This is a genomic window from Constrictibacter sp. MBR-5 (assembly GCF_040549485.1).
Taxonomy (GTDB): Bacteria; Pseudomonadota; Alphaproteobacteria; order JAJUGE01; family JAJUGE01; genus Constrictibacter.
In genome coordinates this window covers 270,709-289,289 of sequence record NZ_JBEPTK010000004.1, presented here as the reverse complement: position 1 = coordinate 289,289, position 18,581 = coordinate 270,709, and the positions used below count along the sequence as shown (strand labels likewise).

General features: G+C 67.5%; 18 protein-coding genes. 3 read left to right on the top strand and 15 right to left on the bottom strand.

Going from position 1 to position 18,581, the window contains the following annotated elements; translation table 11 throughout:
• Positions 1–97 precede the first annotated feature (97 nt).
• On the top strand, positions 98–2,854 hold the full coding sequence (locus ABIE65_RS11435; protein WP_354077816.1) for a response regulator: 2,757 nt from the start codon (positions 98–100) through the stop codon (positions 2,852–2,854).
• Positions 2,855–2,860: 6 nt separating this feature from the next.
• On the opposite strand, the gene ABIE65_RS11430 is transcribed toward ABIE65_RS11435, so the two are convergent.
• From ABIE65_RS11430 to ABIE65_RS11400, 7 genes are all read right to left on the bottom strand, one after another.
• A complete protein-coding gene (locus tag ABIE65_RS11430; protein ID WP_354077815.1) occupies positions 2,861–4,636 on the bottom strand; it encodes a chloride channel protein in 1,776 nt (591 codons plus the stop codon).
• Positions 4,637–4,713: 77 nt separating this feature from the next.
• Positions 4,714–6,129 carry an amidase gene (locus ABIE65_RS11425; RefSeq protein WP_354077814.1) on the bottom strand — a complete coding sequence of 472 codons (1,416 nt, stop codon included), beginning with the start codon at positions 6,127–6,129 and terminating at the stop codon, positions 4,714–4,716.
• The gene (locus ABIE65_RS11420; protein ID WP_354077813.1) at positions 6,126–6,338 is read right to left on the bottom strand and encodes a hypothetical protein; all 213 of its coding nucleotides are present in this window, start codon (positions 6,336–6,338) and stop codon (positions 6,126–6,128) included. The genes ABIE65_RS11425 and ABIE65_RS11420 overlap by 4 nt, the downstream gene beginning before the upstream one ends.
• A gap of 90 nt (positions 6,339–6,428) precedes the next feature.
• Positions 6,429–7,643 carry an ArgE/DapE family deacylase gene (locus tag ABIE65_RS11415; protein ID WP_354077811.1) on the bottom strand — a complete coding sequence of 405 codons (1,215 nt, stop codon included), beginning with the start codon at positions 7,641–7,643 and terminating at the stop codon, positions 6,429–6,431.
• An 82-nt stretch (positions 7,644–7,725) separates the two neighbouring features.
• Complete coding sequence (locus ABIE65_RS11410; protein WP_354077810.1) at positions 7,726–8,709, bottom strand: glycosyltransferase family 2 protein; 984 nt, start codon at positions 8,707–8,709, stop codon at positions 7,726–7,728.
• Positions 8,710–8,873: 164 nt separating this feature from the next.
• Positions 8,874–9,389: a pentapeptide repeat-containing protein gene (locus ABIE65_RS11405; protein ID WP_354077809.1), complete on the bottom strand. Its 516-nt coding sequence runs from the start codon at positions 9,387–9,389 to the stop codon at positions 8,874–8,876.
• Positions 9,379–9,864 carry a thioesterase family protein gene (locus ABIE65_RS11400; protein WP_354077808.1) on the bottom strand — a complete coding sequence of 162 codons (486 nt, stop codon included), beginning with the start codon at positions 9,862–9,864 and terminating at the stop codon, positions 9,379–9,381. The genes ABIE65_RS11405 and ABIE65_RS11400 overlap by 11 nt, the downstream gene beginning before the upstream one ends.
• Before the next feature lie 74 nt (positions 9,865–9,938).
• On the opposite strand from ABIE65_RS11400, the gene ABIE65_RS11395 reads away from it, so the two are divergent.
• Together ABIE65_RS11395 and ABIE65_RS11390 are read left to right on the top strand one after the other, a co-directional pair.
• Positions 9,939–10,274: a hypothetical protein gene (locus ABIE65_RS11395; RefSeq protein WP_354077807.1), complete on the top strand. Its 336-nt coding sequence runs from the start codon at positions 9,939–9,941 to the stop codon at positions 10,272–10,274.
• A 46-nt stretch (positions 10,275–10,320) separates the two neighbouring features.
• Positions 10,321–11,262: an aldo/keto reductase gene (locus ABIE65_RS11390; RefSeq protein ID WP_354077806.1), complete on the top strand. Its 942-nt coding sequence runs from the start codon at positions 10,321–10,323 to the stop codon at positions 11,260–11,262.
• Positions 11,263–11,499: 237 nt separating this feature from the next.
• On the opposite strand, the gene ABIE65_RS11385 is transcribed toward ABIE65_RS11390, so the two are convergent.
• The 8 genes from ABIE65_RS11385 to ABIE65_RS11350 form a co-directional block, all read right to left on the bottom strand.
• Positions 11,500–12,339, bottom strand: coding sequence for a terminase small subunit (locus ABIE65_RS11385; protein ID WP_354077805.1), 840 nt, complete (start codon positions 12,337–12,339; stop codon positions 11,500–11,502).
• A gap of 188 nt (positions 12,340–12,527) precedes the next feature.
• Positions 12,528–13,061: a PAS domain-containing protein gene (locus ABIE65_RS11380; RefSeq protein WP_354077804.1), complete on the bottom strand. Its 534-nt coding sequence runs from the start codon at positions 13,059–13,061 to the stop codon at positions 12,528–12,530.
• Between the two features lie 91 nt (positions 13,062–13,152).
• Complete coding sequence (locus ABIE65_RS11375) at positions 13,153–13,674, bottom strand: PAS domain-containing protein (RefSeq protein WP_354077803.1); 522 nt, start codon at positions 13,672–13,674, stop codon at positions 13,153–13,155.
• Positions 13,675–13,818: 144 nt separating this feature from the next.
• The gene (locus tag ABIE65_RS11370; protein WP_354077802.1) at positions 13,819–15,804 is read right to left on the bottom strand and encodes an acetyl-CoA carboxylase biotin carboxylase subunit; all 1,986 of its coding nucleotides are present in this window, start codon (positions 15,802–15,804) and stop codon (positions 13,819–13,821) included.
• Positions 15,805–15,812: 8 nt separating this feature from the next.
• Positions 15,813–16,007, bottom strand: coding sequence for a 2TM domain-containing protein (locus ABIE65_RS11365; RefSeq protein WP_354077800.1), 195 nt, complete (start codon positions 16,005–16,007; stop codon positions 15,813–15,815).
• An 8-nt stretch (positions 16,008–16,015) separates the two neighbouring features.
• Entirely contained in the window at positions 16,016–16,510 is a 495-nt protein-coding gene (locus tag ABIE65_RS11360; RefSeq protein ID WP_354077799.1) for a DUF29 domain-containing protein, read from the bottom strand.
• A gap of 4 nt (positions 16,511–16,514) precedes the next feature.
• A complete protein-coding gene (locus ABIE65_RS11355; RefSeq protein ID WP_354077797.1) occupies positions 16,515–17,006 on the bottom strand; it encodes a DUF29 domain-containing protein in 492 nt (163 codons plus the stop codon).
• Between the two features lie 41 nt (positions 17,007–17,047).
• The gene (locus tag ABIE65_RS11350) at positions 17,048–18,580 is read right to left on the bottom strand and encodes an acyl-CoA carboxylase subunit beta (protein WP_354077795.1); all 1,533 of its coding nucleotides are present in this window, start codon (positions 18,578–18,580) and stop codon (positions 17,048–17,050) included.
• Position 18,581 lies beyond the last annotated feature (1 nt).

Genomic DNA, 18,581 nt, shown 5'->3' with positions numbered 1-18,581 from the left:
ATCAGCCCCGCGATCCGACATCGTCGGCCGGCATTAACGGCATATTCAATGCAATCCCGCATACCCCGGTGCTCGTTTCTGAACGTCGGACGGTGGAATGGCCGGCAGTTGGTTTCTCGCACCGGGTATGGATCTGAGCCTGTGCATAGCGCACGCGCACAGCATGCCCCTCGTTCTGCTCTCCTACCTGGTCGCCGTCTTCGCCTCCTACACAGCGTTTCACGTGATGGAGCGCGTGGGATCGGTTGCGGCGGGCGCGGGGCGTGCCATCTGGCTCGCGACCGCAGGCGTCTCGATGGGGGCAGGCATCTGGGCGATGCACTTCATCGGGATGCTCGCAGTCACCATGCCAGTCGAGGTCCGCTATGACCTCCCGACGACGGCGCTATCCCTCGTCTTCGCGGTCGTCGCAAGCGGATTAGCGTTCGGGATATTCACTGGTCGTGGCGGGTTGGCCCATCGCCTCGGCTTCGGCGGGCTCGTCCTCGGTCTCGGCGTCGGCGCGATGCACTACACGGGCATGGCCGGGCTCAGGCTTGCGGCCCGCACCGTCTATGATCCGGTCGTGTTCGGACTTTCGATCGCGGTGGTGGTCGCACTCTCCATCCTCGCACTGGCGGTGCTCAGCTCCGACGGCTGGATCCGGCATGGCCGTCGCGCTCGATGGCGGATCGGTGGGGCAGTCCTGATGGGCCTGTCCGTCACCGCGATGCACTATACGGCGATGTCGGCGACGTACTTCTTTCCTGAAGTCGGCAGTGAGCCTCTCGCCGGGTTCGCCGACAGCAAGATGCTGGTGGCCGGTATCACCGTCGTTGCCGTGGGCCTGGGGCTCATCGCCGCGGTCGCCGCGGTGGTGGACCGCCGCCTCCAGCATTCCGAGACCCGGCGTCGTCAGAGCGAAGAATTTCTTCGAACCGTCTTCGATACGTCGGCCGACGGGATTCTGATCGTCGACGGCGACGGGTGCATCGGGATGGCCAACCCTGCAGCCCAGGCCATCTTCGGCTGCACCTTGGATGGGCTTGCCCTCGAGGATGTCGTCGATCGGGAAGGTGGGGTGCTGGACGGTGCTGGCGGCCCGAGAGAGCCGTTGGAAGCGGTCGCCAGACGGCCCGACGGCGCCACGTTCCCCGTCGAGATTACCGTCGGGGTGGCCGAGCAGACCGGTGCGGCGATAAGCGTCGTTGTGCTTCGGGACATCACCCAGCGCAAGGAAGTGGAGCGCAGCCTGCTCGCCGCCAAGGAGGACGCCGAAGCCGCGAGCCGGGCGAAGTCCGATTTTCTGGCGACGATGAGCCATGAAATACGTACGCCGATGAATGGCGTCATCGGCATGGCCGGTCTCTTGATGAACAGCGACCTGGACGAGCAGCAGCGCCAGTTCACGGGGACGATCATCGAAAGCGGCGAGACGCTGCTGACGATCCTCAACGACATTCTGGACTTCTCTAAGATCGAAGCGGAGATGATCGATCTGGAAATCGGGCCCTTCGACCTGTCGCAGGTGGTCGAGAGCGTGCTTGATCTCTCCGCCGCGCGGGCCCACGCGAAGGGGATCGAACTGGCGTCGCTGATCGAGCCGGGTGTGCCGCGGGTCCTGTGCGGCGACGTTGGGCGGGTTCGTCAGATCATCCACAACCTCGTCGGCAACGCCATAAAGTTCACCGAGGAAGGCGGCGTTTCCGTCAGAGTCGGGCTGCGCGACATCGTCGACGGCGTGGCAGAGATCGAGATTCGCGTCCGCGACACCGGGATCGGAATCGCGGCGGAGCATCACGCACGAGTGTTCGAACGTTTCAGCCAAGCCGATACATCCACCACCCGCCGCTATGGCGGCACCGGCCTCGGCCTCGCGATCTGCAAGAGCCTCGCGGGGTTGATGGGCGGCGAGGTGGGCGTGGAGAGCACCGAGGGGACCGGATCGACATTCTGGTTCACGATGCGGCTGGGACTGGGAGCCGAGATGGTGTCGGCCGAGCCGGCGGATATGACGGCTCTGCGTGGCCGCACCGCGCTGGTGGTCGACGACAACCCCGTCAATCGCTGTGTCATCGCCCGACAGTTGGAGATTTTCGGAATTGGGGCGACCGTCGTCGACGGCGCTGGCGCGGCGATGGAGCAGATGCGCGATGCGCGTGCACGAGGCGCGGACTTCGACGTGGCGATCATTGACCACATGATGCCGGACACCGACGGGGTCGGACTTGCGGCGATGGCACGAGCGGCAGGCTTTACAGAGGCTACCAAGCTCCTCCTCTGTTCCTCGTCCGGCATGGTGGGAAGCAAGGCGAAGGCGCGCGAGCTCGGTTTCGACGATCAACTGGCGAAGCCGATCCATCAGGGACTACTGGCGCACCGCCTGACCGAGCTCTGTGCGCCGCCTCCCGTCAGCCGGCCGGCGACGGTGATGCCGAGGCAACAGATTGCCGGTATGTCCGGCGCGACGGCGCGCGTCCGGCTGCGCGTCCTCGTCGTCGAAGACAACAAAGTCAATCAGATGCTCGCCGTCGCGCTGGTCAACGCGGCTGGGCATCAGGCCGACGTGGCCGCGAACGGCTTCGAAGCAGTGGAGGCCGTCAATAACCGGCCGTACGACATCGTGCTGATGGACATCCAGATGCCGGACATGGACGGCTTTGAGGCCACGAGGCGGATCCGGTCCCTGAACCGGCAGGTCGCCTCGATACCGGTCATCGCGATGACCGCCAACGCGATGAAGGGCGACCGCGAGCGCTGCCTGGAGGCTGGCATGGACGACTATGTATCGAAGCCGGTCGACGCGGCGGTGTTGCTGGAGAAGCTGACGCTCTGGGGACGCGGCGGTGACGGTGTGACCGCTTCCGTCGCCTGACCCGGATCAGTAGGCGGCGCCCGCGTCGCGGTGAAGCTGCACCAGCGCCTTGTTGTAGGCCAGCATCACGTCGCGCTCGTGGACGAAGCCGACGAGACGCCTGCTGCCTGCACTGTCGATGACGGGGATGTGCTCCTCGTGGGTGGTGTCCATAAGCTCGATCGCCGTTTCCAGAGTATCGTGAGCTTCCAGGATCGGCGGGTTGAGTCGGGCTACGTCTCCGGCGTTCACGAGGCCGTCGAGCTGGTGGTCGAACGCCGCTTCGGCCAAGTCCGCCAGGGTGATCGTGCCGTAGAGCCGGCCGTCTTCTGTGATGACGAAGAGTTCTCCGTACGGTGCGCTCTGCAGTAGAATCCGTAGCTGCGCGAGTTCCGCCGAGCGGGGCACGGATGCATAGTTGCGGCTCATGATGCCGCCGACCTTTAGCGTGCGGAGGATGTCGATCTCGAGCCGGCTTTCCAGGTTGACGCCCGCGCGCTCGAGCTGCCAGCGGAAATATGATCGACCGTGCAACTGCCGGGTAAGCACGCTCGCCGTGACCGTCGCCACCATGACCGCGGTGGTCAATTCATAGTCCGCAGTGAGTTCGAATATGATCAGGATGGTCGATATCGGCGCGCCCATCACCGCCCCGGCGACCGCACCCATGCCGATCATCGCGTAGGCCCCGATCCCCGAGAACAGCGCCGGTGAAAGCTCCCCTGCGACGCTGCCGAAGGCGCCACCAACCATGGCACCGACGAACAGTGAGGGACTGAACATTCCGCCACCGAAGCCGCTGCCGAGCGTAATCGCCGTCGCGAGGATCTTGGCGGCGATCAGGATGAACAACAGCTGCTCGTCCGTCTGCCCTCGCAGCGTATCGTCGGTTGGACCATACCCGACGCCGAGAACCTCCGGGAAGGCGAGTGCGATGAGGCCGAGAAGGAGGCCGCCGATCATCGGCCGTGACCAGCGCGGCAGCTTGGTCCGATCGAACGCCACCTGGACGACGGCGATACTGCGCATCAGGACGATGGCTGCGAGGGCGGCGCACACCCCGATCAGCGCGAAGGCCGGGAATTCGAGGAACGACCCCAGCTGGTGCTCGGGAACGATGAAGGCCGGAAAGGCGCCGTACTTCAGCCTCGATATGATCGTCGCGACCACCGAGGCGACGACGATCGGCGCGAACGCCGACAAGGCGTAGTGCCCGATCACCACCTCAAGCGCGAAGAACACGCCGGCCAGCGGCGCATTGAACGATGCGGCGACCGCGGCGGCGACTCCGCACGCGAGAAGCGTCCGTGTCAGAGAGCGCGAGAGTGACAATTTCTCCGCCACGAAGGCGCCGACCGCGGCACCAAGGTGGACGACGGGCCCCTCTCTGCCGGCAGAGCCGCCCACGCCCAGCGAGATCGCGTTGATCGCAGCGCCGTGCAGGCTTCGGACAAGCGACATGCGGCCGCCATATAGGGCACTCGCCTCCATGACCTGCCCAACACCGTTCGGGTGACGGCCCTTGGCAATGAATTGGATGTAGAGGCCGACCAAGAGACCGCCGATGGTGGTGGCCAGCAGGATGCGCCACCACGGCAGACTCACCACGAGGACGTGAAGTCGCTCGTGGGCCGTCTCGAATGCCACGTCCTGGATCAGCAGGATCAGGTCGCGGAAGAGGACACTGCCCGCGCCGGCGGCAACGCCTATGACCAGCGACAGCAGTATCAGGATCAGATCGTTGTTGCGCCCGAGCCGCCTCAGGCGGACGAGGAGATAGCGTTTTCTAAGACGGGGGCGCATGGCTCTGGGCTGGTGTCGGCGGAGCCCGGAAGCCTAGCCTCCAAGACCCGCCGACGATACCCGCAGTCAATAGAGCCTCAGCCCAGTGCCGGTCTGCACGATGTCCAATCCGTCGCCGCTTCGTACGCGGCGGCGACAGAGAACAGCAGCGCCTCCCCGAATGGGCGCCCGGCGAGTTGGAAGCCGGCCGGGAGACCGTTGGCAGTGAAGCCGGCCGGGACGGCGAGGCTGGGCACCGTCAGATAGTTCAGCGGCCGCGTGCAGTGGGTCATCCGCGCCACCATGCGCGCAAAGTCGGGCCCGTCCCCCAGATCGGTTTCCTCGACGGTCGGCACCGGCACGTTCAGCGTCGGCAGGTGAAGCACGTCGCACCGGCTGAAGACGTTCTCGACGAAGCGCCGCACCATCTGCGGCCGGATCTGCTGTGCGCGCAGGTACCAAGTGCCGGGGGTCGACAGCCCCGGCTCGAGGCGGGCACGCACTTGAGGTCCATAGTCCTCGGGCCGGTCACGCAGCCAAGCATGATGCAGCGTGCCCGATTCCGGGCCCATCGTGGCGGCGGCGAGATCGCCGATATGCTCCTGGTCGGGAATCTCGATCTCGACGATCTCCGCGCCGAGATCCGCGAAGGCCTTCAGGCTCTGCTGCATCAGCGCCCGGACCTCGTCGGCGGCGCCGTCGTAATAGTAGTTGGTCGGAACGCCGATCCGCAGGCCCTTCACCTCGGGCCGGCATGCGGCCGCTTCGTAGTCGTCGACCGGTTCCTGGCTGCTCGTCGGATCCTTCGGGTCGTGGCCCGCGACGATGCCGAAGACCCGTGCACAGTCGCGCACCGTGCGCGCCAGCGGCCCGACCGAGTCGAGCGAGAAAGAGAGTCCCATGACCCCGTTCCGGCTGACGCGGGTCTGTGTCGGCTTGATACCGACCAGACCGCATATCCCGGCCGGCAGTCGGATCGACCCTCCCGTGTCGGAGCCCAGCGCTGCAAACGCCAGGCGGCCACCGACGGCCGAGCCTGAACCACTCGACGAGCCACCGGTTACGTGCGCCGGGTTCCAGGGATTGCGGCAGTGGCCCCAATGCGCGTTGTGGCCGGTGGGGCCGACAGCGAACTCAGACATGTTGAGGCCGCCGAGATGGACGGCGCCCGCCACCGATAGACGCTCCATCACGGTACCGGATTCCTCGGGACGGAAGTCCTTACGGATCTTCGAGCCGCAGGTCGAGAGCCGGCCCGCGGCGTAATACATGTCCTTGTGCGCCAGCGGAACGCCGTGGAGCGGGCCGAGCGGTTCGCCGCGCGCGCGTCGGGAGTCGGCAGCGTCAGCTTCCGCGAGCGCCTCTTCCGCATCGACGTGAATGAAGCAGTTGAGGATCGGCTGCAACGTCTCGATGCGCCGGAGACAGGCCTCGGTGAGTTCCCGCGAGGAGATGCGGCCGCTGTCGACGGCGTCCGCGGCCTCGACCAGCGTCCAGTGCACGGGATCGCTCATCGGCTCTTACTCCCGTTGCGCAGACTGCCCAGCGTCGTGGAGAGCAGGGCGGGTTCGGTGTCGAACAGGGAATCGCCCGCGTAGCGGTCGAGCGTTGCACTCACGGCGGTCAGCATGCGCGCCGTTCGTGCAGACGATGCTTCGGACAGAACGGCGCCGGTCGTTCGTTGGACCTGGTCGCGGACCTGCTTCGCTTCGAAACGCTTCATCGATGTCTCCGGAGGCGGAATGTCGGGCAGCAGGCCGCTGCCAGGGGAAGCGGCAGCAATCCGCATGCCATCATTGTGGACGTTCGCCGGTCACGTCCCGAGCAGTTCGCAGATCGAGGCGGCAACGACCTCGGTCGCTTTCCATAGGTCGTCCAGCAGCACGTGTTCGTCCGCCCCGTGGGCCCCTGCGTCGACGAAGCTGCGTGGGCCCGTCCCATAGAGGACGATCGGAATACCGCGGGCGGCATAGTGCCTTGCGTCGGTATAGAGCGGGACCCCCGCCGTCTCGACCGGCTCGCCAAAGATCCGCGTGGCGTGGCGGCAGACTACCGATGCCAGCGCCTCGCTCGCCGGCGTCGGCGCGAGCGGTGCGGCAGCCATGACCCGCCTGATGCCACAGGTCACGCCCGCAGTGCCGGCGGCTTCGACAACTTGCCGAAGCTCAGCCTCGACGGCGTCCGGCGTCTCCTCCGGGATGATGCGCCGGTCGAGGCGGAGCGTGACCTGGTCCGGCACGACGTTGGTGTTGATGCCGCCGCGGATGAGGCCGACGACAAGATTCGGTGAGCCGATTCCATCGACCCTCGATCGGATGGCCCGGTAGCTCTTGCGGTGCGCGTAGAGGGCTTGCAGCACCGCGGTGGCAGCCTCTAGAGCGTCGGCACCGGTTTCCGGCTTCGCGGCATGGGCGGACCGGCCCCGCAGCTCGATCTCCAGGTGCAGGACCCCATTGTGCGCCGTCACGACGCCGTAGGAGAGGCCGGCCGCGATCGCTATGTCCGGCCGCGATATCCCCTGATCGAGGAGCCATTTCGGGCCGATCTCGCCGCCCGCCTCCTCATCGTACGTCAGGTGAAGTTCAACCGTCCCGCGCAACGCGGTGCCTGCGTCGCGCAAGGCCCGGAGGGCGAAGGCATAGGTGGCGAAGTCCGATTTCGACACGGCCGCACCGCGACCGTACAGGCGGCCGTCGACGATCCGGCCGCCATAGGGGGCGACCGTCCAGCCCTCGCCGGGCGGAACCACGTCGCCATGGGCATTGAGCGCCAGGGTCGGTCCGTCGCCGAACCGGTGGCGGACGACGAGGTTGGTGACGCTGCGCATGCCTACTGCAGCCACTTCGGCCGCCGGCACGACGTGGCGCTCGACGACGAAGCCCATCGCCTCCAGAAGGGTGGCGGCAGCATCGGCGTGGGCGGCGCAATCGCCCGGGGGATTGTCGGACGGGATGCTCACCAGCTGGGCCAGGAACGACGCCTGGTCGTCGCGTTCCGCATCCAGAATCCGCTTGACCTCTTCCAGCATCGCTCGATCCACCGGGCTTCGTTTCGTCGGTCGCTGCCCGATTTGGTACGGGAGATATCGCGATGCGGCTAGAGGCTTGCGCTCATGCTTCGTCAATGTCGTGAGCTGCCCCGTAGAGACAGGCACGATACAGCTTCAGCGCGAGATAGCGGAGTTGCATGGGAAACAGCTCATGCGTATCGATCGCGATGACCTCCAGGACCGGAAGCATCAGCGAGAGCATCGGTACGAGACCGAAAATCCTGCTGGCGCGGAAGATGGGGAACTTCTCGACCTCGGCCGGGTGCAGGCGCCGCAGGAGGGCGAAATTGCCGACAGACTCGCTGAATTTCCGGAGCAGCGATCGGGCCGAGCCATCGGCCGGATTCAGGACAGGATTGTCGACATGTCGGATCGTGCAGCGCTGCGCCGCGCGCAGCGCCCACTCGACGTCCTCCCAGCCCCAGCCCTTGAACCGCTCGTCGAAGGGTTCGGCCAGGGCCACCTGCCGCCTGACGAGAAGGTTGTTAGTGTAGGTGTATTTCGCCGGTTCGCGCTGCCGTTCTTCGGCGGGCAGACAGTCCGAGCGGGCCGAATAGTAGGCGTGAAGCGGATCTGCTCCAGCGTCGCATGGTTGCATCCGGAACCCGCCATAGCCGACATCGGTGCAGCCCTTGCGGACGAGCTCGAGCCAGCGGTTCAGGTACTCCGGGCTTCCCGGCTGCAGGTCGCAGTCGACGAACAGGACATAGGTGCCGCGGGCGGCGCGGGTCAGCGCGTTGCGGATCGCCGCGCGGCCGACATTGCGCCGCGCGGTGAGCAGCGCCGCCGGCACCGCGGAACGCGATATCGCTTCGCCGACGGCCCGACCGTACCTCGCATCGTCGGAGCCGTCGTCGGCGAAGACGAGCTCGACGTCCGGTTTCCCTGCAGCCTGCCGTGTCAGAGCCTCGAGCAACGCCGTCGGGCTCGTTTCATAGAAGGGGACCAGCACCGAGAGGAGAGGGGTGGGGCAGTCGCTCCGGGCCGGGTTCGACTCCAGCAGGAGCGAATCGTCGCTGACACTGGGCCGCTGCATCGTAGCCATGGTGATGAGCCGATCGAGCCGAGGGTGCGCGGCCAAGATCCCATTCGCCGGGAACAGGATGCCGCTGCATATTGTTGTTCTAGCGTCATGGTGACCGCCAGATCCATCGCGGCCGGTGGCGCGCGCCGCGGTGCAGAGGGCCTAAGCCGGCCCGGCCCTTCGACCTATTGGCACTGGCCGATGGAACCCTCGGCGCAGCGCCGGGTGCCGTCGACCCAGGTCGCGCCCGACAGATCGGCGTTCAGGAAGTCCGTGCCGCGCATCTGCGCGCCGGTGAAGTCGGCGTCGCGCAGGGTCGCACGGAAGAAGCGCGTCCGCAGAAGTTGGGCGCCGCGGAACGTGGCGCGGGTGAGGTCCGCCCGTGTGAAGTCCGCCTCGCGCAGGACGGCGCCATTCAGGTTGGCATCGGTCATATCCGACGAGAAGAATTTTGCGCGCGACGCGTCGGCACCCGCCAGCGTCGCCTCGCGGAGGTCGGCGCGCTGGAAGGTGGCGTCGTGAAGCCGCGCCTGGGTGAGATCGATCTTGCGCAGGTCACGGCCGTCGAAATAGCAGCGGCGCCACTCCACCCCCGGTGCGGGCGGATCGTTGCAGTCGGCCGCCGCCGGTGCTGCCGCCGCGGCGAGGGCGACGACGACCGCGATCGCTGTGAGGAGCGTCCTTCCGGTCTCAGCCAGCACGGCGTATGCCGATGATCCGCCCGGCCTGCGGCGGCTTCGGCAGGGCGGCATGCGCATCGCGCATCGCGGCCAATCGTTCGAGCAACGGATCGGGCATCGGGGCCGAGCGCCGTATGCGCATGTCGATATGGATCGAGATCAGTTCATTGGTCGAGGCGATGTAGCCGGCTTCCGCATGATACATCTGGTGGAAATAGTGAATGCGCTTGGCGTCGAAATCGAGAAGCTGCGTGGTGATCCGCAATGGATCGCCCTGCATCACCTCGCGGTCGTAGGTGATGTGCGCCTCCAGCGTGAAGGTCGAGAAGTGGCCGCCCTCCTTGTAGTCCGCTCCGACACCCAGCGCATTGTAGAAGGTGTCGGTCGCGTTGTCGAAGGCGAGCATGTAGTACGCGACGTTCATATGGCCGTTGTAGTCGATCCACTCGGGCCGGACGATGTCGCGATGCTGGTCGAAGGGTGCTTCTATCTTCATGGCGCGCGGAGTTTAGGGGAACCGGCCCCTCGCGCAAAGACCATAAGGGCGTGTCGCGCATGCGGCGCCATGCCATGACCGTTCTGCGCTGGATCGGCTGGCTTCTCGCCGCCGGCGCCGCGGCGGCGCTCGGCAGCGAGGCCGTCGCGTGGCTGCTGACCGGCAGCTATGAGGTCCAGACGCTCGGCCGGGTCTGGCGCGCCCTCGACCCGGGCGGCCCGGCGGCCCTGGCCGTCGCGGCGGAGACCGGCCCGCCGTGGGCGTACCCCCTGGCGGCCACGGTCCTGCGGCTGCCGGCCTGGGCCGTCCTCGGCGTGCCGGCGGTGGCGCTGGTGTGGGCTGCCGGCGCCCGCCGGCTGCGCGCTGCCCCCGAAGCTGCCTCCTCGGTTTCGGCGCCGCCGGATCCGTGACATGCTCCCGGCGCGTCAAAGCGACTGACAACCAGGGGGCTGTCCAATGGAATATCGCAATCTCGGCCGGTCCGGACTGCGCGTCTCGCTCGTCGGCCTCGGCTGCAACAATTTCGGCGGCCGGCTCGGGCTCGAGGATACCCGCACCGTCGTCCACAAGGCGATGGACCTCGGCATCACCCTGCTCGACACCGCCGACATGTACGGCAATCGCGGCGGCTCGGAAGAGCTGATGGGCCAGGTGCTGGGCGCCCGCCGCAAGGACATCGTCCTCGCCAGCAAGTTCGGCATGGCCATGGACGACGTCGGCGTGAAGAAGGGTGCCGCCCGCCGCTACATCATGTCGGCGGTCGAGGACAGCCTGCGCCGCCTGCGCACCGACTGGATCGACCTCTACCAGCTGCACCAGCCCGACCCGCTGACGCCGATCGAGGAGACGCTGCGCGCCCTCGACGATCTGGTCCGGCAGGGCAAAGTCCGCTACATCGGCTGCTCCAACCTGCCGGCCTGGGAGGTCGTGGAGTCGATCTGGACCTCGCGCAGCGGCGGGCTCGAACAGTTCGTCTCCTGCCAGGACGAATACAGCCTGGTCTTCCGCGGTCCCGACAAGGAACTGCTGCCGGCGATGCAGGCCTATGGCCTCGGCCTGCTGCCCTATTTCCCGCTGGCGAGCGGCCTTCTGACCGGCAAGTACGACCGGTCGGCGCCGATGCCGGAAGGCGCGCGGCTGACCAACACCCAGCGCCTCGCCGACAAGTACATGACCGAGGCGAACTGGAAGATCGTCGACGGCCTGTCGGCCCTCTGCAAGGCGCGCGGCTGGTCGATGCTCGACCTTGCCTTCTCCTGGCTCGCCGCACGCCCCACCGTCGCCAGCGTCATCGCCGGCGCCACCAAGCCGGAGCAGCTCGAGCAGAACGTGAAGGCGGTCTCGCTGAAGCTGACGGCCGACGACATGGCCGAGATCGACCGGATCACCGCGGGCTGAACCGTGGCGGGCGGTGCGCCGTCTCGCTGTGGGGAGGGGGCGGCCGGGTGCTCGGGGGGCACCCCGCCGCATTGTGGGCGGCACCCCCTTCCGCATCTTCCCGGCCGCAGCGCGCAGCGCGGAGCGCCGGGATCCAGGGCGGGCGCTCGGGCGGTGCGAGCGGTGAGGTTTTCCAGGTGGCCCCTGGGTCCCTGTGTGTCAGCTGTTGTGAGAGGATGGGTGCGGGCGGGAGGCGACTCACCCCGGGCGCTCCCATGCGGGGTCCCAGCCGTGGAGGTCGGACTGGCCGCCGCGGACGAGCGGGTCGGGGTGGCGAGCCCAGGACGGGGCGGCGGGGTTGATCGCGACGGGCGGGGCGATGCTGCGGAGGTAGGCGAGTTCGGCTTCGAGCGCCGCCTCGGCGCGGGCCTCGCGGGAGGCGATGGGGTCGGGGTCTTCGGCTTCGACCTCGTCGATGGAAGGTTCCCTTTCCTTCCCTTCCATTCCTTTTTGTTGGTTGGCCCTCATCCGCTCGAGATCCGTGTAGGGCGTGAACTCGTCCAGCGGCCGTCCCTCGAAACCCTCATACACATGCGGCACGATGATCGGCTCCGGCTTCTCCTCCGGCTCGGGTGCCAGTCCCCGCCGCCACTCTGCGAGCCAGCCCTCGGCCTCTGCCGCGGCGTGGCCGGGCCAGCGGGGGTCGATGCCGTCGAGCAGCGGGTCGGACCCGGCGAAGCCGCCGCAGGGGCTGGCGGCGTGTTTGTCCGGGATGAGGCCGGTGGCCTTTGCCTCGATCTCGATGCAGCGGACGGCGGTGCGGTAGTCGCACTTGGCGGTGGCGAGCTTCGCCAGCGCCCTGAGGCGGTCGACCATCTCGGCGATTCCGGTCTGGCGGGCGATCTCGCGGCGGACGCGGAGGTCCTCGACGCGGCGGCGGATGTGCGGGCGGCCCAGCATGACGCTCGCCTGCTTGGCGGCACTGTCGGGGGCATAGCCGGCCCAGCGCGCGGCGGCGGCGCCGCTGGCACCGCGAGCGACGTGGCGGCAGAAGATTTCCTGGCGGTCGGTGAGGGGCGGGGGCGAGGCTTCGGGCATGGCGGTCCTCCCAGGAAGGGAGGCACCATGCTGCGCTTATTATCCTAGGAATACAAGTTCTCTCTGTGACGGGAGAGAGAGAGCGCTCCGTCCGAGGATGACAGTGAGGGGGACGCCGAGAGGGCGGTGCGCCGGCTCGGGGTCGCTTCGTCGCCACGCGCCTCGCGTGGGCGGGAGTTGTGCCCGTTTCACGACGATTCCCCGTCATCCAGCGGTGTGAAGACGACCACCGGATCCACCTTCGGTTCGCCCGGCTCCGGCGAGGCGGGCGACCAGTCGAAGGCCGTGGCGCCGAGGATCGCATCGACGGTGTCGCCGTCTTCCGACAGGGGCAGGACGATCCGTTCGCCGGTGAAGATCCGGCCGCTGCTGAGATAGAGGCGGCCGGCGGCATGGGATATCCCCCGTTCGAGGACCACCCTGTGATACCGGGCCAGCACCGATTGGCGCCTATTTTCGGGGATCACCTCTTCCATGAACCGCTTGGCGAGGGACACGCCGTAGACCGCGTTGACGCGCTCGCCGGCGAGCCGATAGCGATAGCGGGGGCCAGGCAGAACCACGTCACACAGCCACACGATCTCCAGTTCGCGTCCGAGGGCCGCCGCGTCGATCGCGGTCCGCTGCGGCATGCGGCCGTGGGCGAATGACCTCAGCCAAACGTCGAGGACGTTGAGGATCCGCGGGTTGCGGACATGGGAGAGGCGAGCACGGAGGTGCATGGGGGCTAGTATCTTTTGATATTCATCATGGATATAGGGCCGCCGCACGTCCAAAGACAGCGGGCGGCCGGAACGGCGAATGGTCCGGCCGTCAGACCGGGGTGAAGGTCAGGCGGAGCAGTTCGCCGCGTGCCTCGCTGACCGGGATGCCGGTGGGCCAGCGAAACGAGGTGGCGCCGAGAACGCCGTCGGGCGTGCGGCCGTCCGCGGCGAGCGGCAGGAGGATGCGTTCGCCGACGAGGCGTCGGTCCTTGTGCAGGTAGATGCGTCCCGCCGCATGGCCGATCGCCGGTTCTTCCACCACGCGCTTGTAGCGGTTCACGACTTCGCTGACCCGGCCCGACCCGATGATGTCCTCGACATAGCGGCCGACCATGGGGCCATCATAGAGCGCCAAGATCTTATCGCCTGCGAGGCGGCAGCGGAAGCGGCCCGTGTCCACCTCGTAGTCGCAGAGCCACAGGATCGGCAGCGCACTGTCGAGCGCCACGGGATCGATGTCGGTACGGGCCGGCATGCGCCGGTCGCCGCGCCACCCGAGCCACAGCGCGATCACGTGCCGGATCACCTCATCCTGCACATGCGGAAACTCGTCTGCGGGCAGCTTCGCCAACACGCTGCGTCTCCCCGCGTCGCCAGTGGAAAACCCGCTTCCAGGCTCCTCCGCCCGGCGGCCCGGCATCAAGTGACAAAGGTCACCGGAGCCGCCGGGCGCCGATCACGTCATCGGCATCGCGGCGCCGACAGGCCCCCCATGTCAGTCGAACTCGATGATCACTTGGTCGGCGGCGAGGCTGTCGCCGGGGTTGGCGGAGATCGCCTTTACGGTCCCGTCGCGTTCGGCGCGGAGGATGTTCTCCATCTTCATCGCCTCGACGACGCAGAGTTCCTGGCCGGCCTTGACCTCCCAGCCCTCCTCGACCTCGACGCTGAGCAGCAGGCCGGGCATGGGGGAGAGCAGGAACTTCGAGAGGTCGGGGGCCTGCTTCACCGGCATCAGGGCGGCCAGTTCCGCCTGACGCGGCGTCAGGACGCGCACCCCGACGGTGGCGCCGGCATGGGTCATCCGGCACACCGCGCCGTCCCATTCGACCTGCATGAACAGCGGCCGGCCGTCGACCTCGATCCGGAGAACCGGCTCGCGCGGTTCCCAGGCGCTGCGGACGGCGACCGTGCGGCCGTCGACCGCGACATCGATGCCACCCTCAGCCGGCGTCACCGTGACCGGGTGCGGCTCACGTCCGAGCATCACAACCCAGTTGCCGGCCGGCGCGGCCACCGCGACCTGCAGGCGGCCGCTGATCGTCGCCTCGCGGCCGACGCGCACATAGTTCAGGAAGGCGGCGGCGGCGGCGAAGTCCGTCGCGTGCCGGGCGACGCCGGCGGTGGGGTCGAAGCCCTCAGCATACTCGTCCTCGATGAAGCGCGTGCTGAGACGGCCCTCGCGGAAGCGGTCCGAGGCGACGATGTCGTTCAGGAAGCCGATGTTGTGCGAGATGCCCCGGACGCAGAAGGCGTCGAGGGCGGCACGCATCCGGTCGATCGCCTCGTTCCGGTCGCGGCCCGACGTCACCAGCTTGGCGATCATCGGGTCGTAGAACATGCTGATCTCGCTGCCCTCGACCACGCCGCTGTCGACACGCACGCCCTCGACGCCTTCGGGCTCGCGGTAGGTGGCGAGGCGGCCGATCGACGGCACGAAATTACGCGTCGGATCCTCAGCGTAGAGCCGGGATTCCAGGGCCCAGCCGTTCAGCTTCACGTCGTCCTGGCCGATGCGCAGCCTCTCGCCGGCGGCGACGCGGATCATCTCCTCGACCAGATCGAGGCCGGTCACCAGCTCGGTCACCGGATGCTCGACCTGGAGCCGCGTATTCATCTCCAGGAAGTAGAAGTTACGGTTCTTGTCGACGATGAACTCGACGGTGCCGGCCGATCGGTAGTCGACCGCCTTCGCCAGGGCGACGGCCTGGGCGCCCATCGCGGCGCGCGTCTCCGGGTCGAGGAAGGGGCTCGGCGCCTCCTCGATGACCTTCTGGTGGCGACGCTGGATCGAGCATTCGCGCTCGCCGAGATGGATCACGTTGCCGTGCGCGTCGGCCAGCACCTGGATCTCGATGTGGCGCGGCTCCTCGACGAACTTCTCGATGAAGACGCGCTCGTCGCCGAAGCTGGAGCGGGCCTCGCTGGCCGCCGAGCGCAGGCCCTCGATCAGCTCCTTCTCGTTCCAGGCGACGCGCATGCCCTTGCCGCCGCCGCCGGCCGAGGCCTTGATCATCACCGGGAACCCGATGTCGGCGACCACCTTGGCGGCGGCTTCGGGATCGGCGATCTCGCCGAGATAGCCGGGGACGGTGGAGACGCCGGCCTTCTGGGCGAGCTTCTTCGACTCGATCTTGTCGCCCATGGCGGCGATCGCCTCGGGCGTCGGGCCGATGAAGACGATGCCCTCGTCGGCGAGGCGCCGGGCGAACCTGGTGTTCTCGGACAGGAAGCCGAAGCCCGGATGCACCGCCTGGGCGCCGGTCTTCTTCGCCGCCTCGACGATGCGGTCCATGACGAGATAGCTCTGGGCGGCCGGCGCCGGGCCGATCGCCACCGCCTCGTCCGCCATCTCGACGTGCAGGCCGGTCGCGTCGGCGTCGGAATAGACCGCCACCGTCTTGATGCCGAGCCGCTTCGCGGTCCGCATGATACGCACGGCAATCTCGCCGCGGTTGGCAATGAGGATCTTGTCGAACATGCGCAGGCTCAACGCCTCCCGATCAGGCCCATGACATAGGCAACGTGTATTGCGAGGACCGATCCCCACCCGACCATCGGCCAGACGAACCAGACGGTGTCGGGCGTCAGCCAGAGGTTGAGGGGGACCAGGACGATCATCACGGCGAAGTAGCCGATCAGATGATTGAGGAAACCGTTCAGACGGCGGCGGGCGGGATCCACGGGCGCGCTCAGTCCCGCACGCCGTGGCGGTTCGTCGGATACCAGTCGTCGTCGAGCAGCTGGTCGAGCGTGTAGGGGCAGTCGGCGGGCAGCGCCGCGGCGGCGTCGGCTTCGCCCTTACCGATCAGGGCTTGCCGCGCGAGCCGCCGTGCCTGCTCGTGCAGGCGCGGCAACTCGTCTGCAACGTCGCGGCGCAGCGTCGCCGTCAGGTGGTCGGATATCTCGATACGCGCCTCGATGATGCTCAACCGCCATGAGCGTCGTGGCTCCTGCGCCCGCGACCATTCGAGCTTCAGACAGTGCTCGATGATCCGGCGGAGGTGGCTGCGCAGCAGATTGCGTTCCGCCTTACCCAAGTCCTCGACCTCCTCGGCGAGATGGGGGAGGTCGAGATCGAGGTTGGCCCGCTCGGCCTGGAGACGACGCAGCCGGTCGGCCTGGACCTGCGTCCAGGCGTAGAAGTCCGCTTCGTAGAGTTCCGCGTCCGTCATCGCAAGGGCCATCGGCTCACGACCCTCCCGCGCGACGGCGCGGATACCAGCCCCGCGTCAGCAGATCGTCCAGCGAATACGGATTAGCAGCCGGGGGCGCCGCCGCGGCTTCGATCTCCCCGTGCTCCGTCAGCGCGTCGTGTGCGAGTTCGCGCGCGCCGTCGTACAGTCGAGGAAGATCGTTGATCATGTCGTGCCGCAGCGTCGCCGTCATCCGGCCTTCGATTTCGAGCCGCGCCTCTGAGATGCTGCGCCGCCATGACCCGTGCGGATCGGTCGCCGGCGACCATTCCAGCTTCAGGCAGTGCTCGATGATCCGGCGGAGGTGGCTGCGTAGCGCGTTCCGTTCGGACTTGCCCAAATCCTCGACCTCCTCGGCGAGATGGGGGAGGTCGAGATCGAGGTTCGGGCGTTCCGCCTGGAGACGGCGCAGCCGGTCGGCTTGGATTTTCGTCCAGGCGTAGAAGTCCGCTTCGTACAGTTCCGGGTCGGTCATCGCGCGGGGCACGGCCGGCTCCTCCTGCGGATCCGCAGTCCAGCTTGCACAGTCTACAGTGGGATGTTGTCGTGCTTCTTCCAGGGATTCTCCAGCTTCTTGTTGCGCAGCATGGCCAGCGACTTGGCGATCCGGCGCCGCGTGCTGTGCGGGCGGATCACGTCGTCGATATAACCGCGGCTCGCCGCGACGAACGGATTGGCGAACAGTTCGGCATATTCCTTGGTGCGCGCCTCGATCTTGCCGGCGTCGCCGATGTCCTCGCGGAAGATGATCTCGACGGCACCCTTGGCGCCCATCACGGCGATCTCGGCCTGGGGCCAGGCGTAGTTCACGTCGCCGCGCAGATGCTTCGAACTCATGACGTCGTAGGCGCCGCCATAGGCCTTGCGCGTGATGACGGTGATCTTCGGCACGGTCGCCTCGGCATAGGCGAAGAGCAGCTTGGCGCCGTGCTTGATGATGCCGCCATATTCTTGCGCGGTGCCGGGCAGGAAGCCGGGGACGTCGACGAAGGTGACGATCGGGATGTTGAAGCAGTCGCAGAAGCGCACGAACCGCCCGGCCTTGCGCGCGGAATCGATGTCGAGGCAGCCGGCGAGCACCATCGGCTGGTTGGCGACGATGCCCACGGTCGAGCCGCCGACGCGGCCGAAGCCGGTCAGGATGTTGCCGGCGTAGTTCGGCTGGAGCTCGAAGAAATCGCCGTCGTCGACGACCTTCGCGATCAGCTCCTTCATGTCGTAGGGCTTGTTCGGGTTCGGCGGCACCAGTGTGTCGAGCGACATCTCGACCCGGTCGAGCGGATCGGTGCAGACGCGCGTCGGCGGCTGCTCGCGGTTAGAGGCGGGCAGGAAGTCGACGAAGCGGCGCGTCTGCAGCAGCGCCTCGACGTCGTCCTCGAAGGCGCGGTCGGCGACGCCGGACCGGGACGTGTGGGTGAGGGCGCCGCCCAGCTGCTCGTGGGTGACAGTCTCGTGGGTGACCGTCTTCACCACGTCGGGGCCGGTCACGAACATGTAGGACGTGTCCTTCACCATGAAGATGAAGTCCGTCATGGCCGGCGAGTACACGGCACCGCCGGCGCAGGGACCCATGATCGCCGAGATCTGCGGCACGACGCCGGATGCCATCACGTTGCGCTGGAACACCTCGGCATAGCCGCCGAGCGAGGCGACGCCCTCCTGGATGCGCGCGCCGCCGGAATCGTTCAGGCCGATCACGGGAGCGCCGACCTTCATCGCCTGGTCCATGACCTTGCAGATCTTCTCGGCGTGCGCCTCGGACAGGCTGCCGCCGAAGACCGTGAAGTCCTGGCTGAAGACAAAGACGAGGCGGCCGCTGATCGTGCCGTGGCCGGTGACGACGCCGTCGCCGGGCACCTTCTGGTCGGCCATGCCGAAGTCCGTCGAGCGGTGCTCGACGAACATGTCCCATTCCTCAAAGCTGCCGGGGTCGAGCAGAACGTCGATGCGCTCGCGCGCCGTCAGCTTGCCGCGCTTGTGCTGCGCCTCGATCCGGCGCTCTCCGCCGCCGAGCCGTGCCCGCTCGCGCTTCTCCTCGAGCCTGAGCAGCATTTCCTGCATT

Excerpts from the sequence above, each read along its gene's own strand:
- ABIE65_RS11435 (WP_354077816.1), top strand. The coding sequence starts at position 98 with ATGGCCGGCAGTTGGTTTCTCGCACCGGGTATGGATCTGAGCCTGTGC.
- ABIE65_RS11430 (WP_354077815.1), bottom strand. The coding sequence starts at position 4,636 with ATGCGCCCCCGTCTTAGAAAACGCTATCTCCTCGTCCGCCTGAGGCGG.
- ABIE65_RS11425 (WP_354077814.1), bottom strand. The coding sequence starts at position 6,129 with ATGAGCGATCCCGTGCACTGGACGCTGGTCGAGGCCGCGGACGCCGTC.
- ABIE65_RS11420 (WP_354077813.1), bottom strand. The coding sequence starts at position 6,338 with ATGAAGCGTTTCGAAGCGAAGCAGGTCCGCGACCAGGTCCAACGAACG.
- ABIE65_RS11415 (WP_354077811.1), bottom strand. The coding sequence starts at position 7,643 with ATGCTGGAAGAGGTCAAGCGGATTCTGGATGCGGAACGCGACGACCAG.
- ABIE65_RS11410 (WP_354077810.1), bottom strand. The coding sequence starts at position 8,709 with ATGGCTACGATGCAGCGGCCCAGTGTCAGCGACGATTCGCTCCTGCTG.
- ABIE65_RS11400 (WP_354077808.1), bottom strand. The coding sequence starts at position 9,864 with ATGAAGATAGAAGCACCCTTCGACCAGCATCGCGACATCGTCCGGCCC.
- ABIE65_RS11395 (WP_354077807.1), top strand. The coding sequence starts at position 9,939 with ATGACCGTTCTGCGCTGGATCGGCTGGCTTCTCGCCGCCGGCGCCGCG.
- ABIE65_RS11390 (WP_354077806.1), top strand. The coding sequence starts at position 10,321 with ATGGAATATCGCAATCTCGGCCGGTCCGGACTGCGCGTCTCGCTCGTC.
- ABIE65_RS11385 (WP_354077805.1), bottom strand. The coding sequence starts at position 12,339 with ATGCCCGAAGCCTCGCCCCCGCCCCTCACCGACCGCCAGGAAATCTTC.
- ABIE65_RS11380 (WP_354077804.1), bottom strand. The coding sequence starts at position 13,061 with ATGCACCTCCGTGCTCGCCTCTCCCATGTCCGCAACCCGCGGATCCTC.
- ABIE65_RS11370 (WP_354077802.1), bottom strand. The coding sequence starts at position 15,804 with ATGTTCGACAAGATCCTCATTGCCAACCGCGGCGAGATTGCCGTGCGT.
- ABIE65_RS11360 (WP_354077799.1), bottom strand. The coding sequence starts at position 16,510 with ATGGCCCTTGCGATGACGGACGCGGAACTCTACGAAGCGGACTTCTAC.
- ABIE65_RS11350 (WP_354077795.1), bottom strand. The coding sequence starts at position 18,580 with ATGCAGGAAATGCTGCTCAGGCTCGAGGAGAAGCGCGAGCGGGCACGG.